1 pseudogene is annotated in these 606 nt (G+C 64.9%); it reads left to right on the plus strand.

The window, feature by feature from the left end:
- Positions 1-35 precede the first annotated feature (35 nt).
- Positions 36-606 (plus strand): annotated as a pseudogene (locus tag G3A44_RS23920) (transposase); the annotation flags it as partial.

Consider the following 606-nt stretch of genomic DNA (forward strand, 5'->3'; position numbering starts at 1 on the left):
CAGAGAATGCGGCCCAACCCCGAAGGAAGAGGCCGATGAGGAAAAGCAAGTTCACGGCAGAGCCAGATCGTGGCGATCCTCAAGGAGGGCGAGTCCGGCATGCCGGTGATCGAGGTCTGCCGCAAGCACGGCATCAGCTCGCCGACGTACTACGCCTGGAAGAGCAAGTACGCTGGAGCGACCGTCTCGGACCTGACGCGCATGCGGGAGCTGGAGGCCGAGAACGCGCGGCTCAAGCGCATGTACGCGGACCTCGCGCTGGAGAACGCGGCCATCAAGGACGTGCTGTCAAAAACATTCTGACGCCGTCCGCGAAGCGGCAGGTGGTCTCGGTCATGGCGACCGAACACCGCCTGTCGGTCACACGGGCCTGCAGGGTCGCAGGCCTGTCGCGGGCGGCGTACTACAAGGTGCCACCGCTGCCTCAGGAGAAGGACGCGGAGGTCATCGATGCGCTCAACGGTGTGGTCGAGCGCAACGGCCGCTGGGGCTTCTGGAAGTGTTTCGACCGTCTGCGCCTGGATGGGCGGCCTTGGAATCACAAGCGGGTCTGGCGCGTGTATTGCGAGTTGGGCCTGAACATCCCGCGCCGCACGAAACGACGCA

The organism is Ideonella livida, from assembly GCF_010499455.1.
In the GTDB taxonomy this organism is placed as follows: domain Bacteria; phylum Pseudomonadota; class Gammaproteobacteria; order Burkholderiales; family Burkholderiaceae_C; genus Ideonella; species Ideonella livida.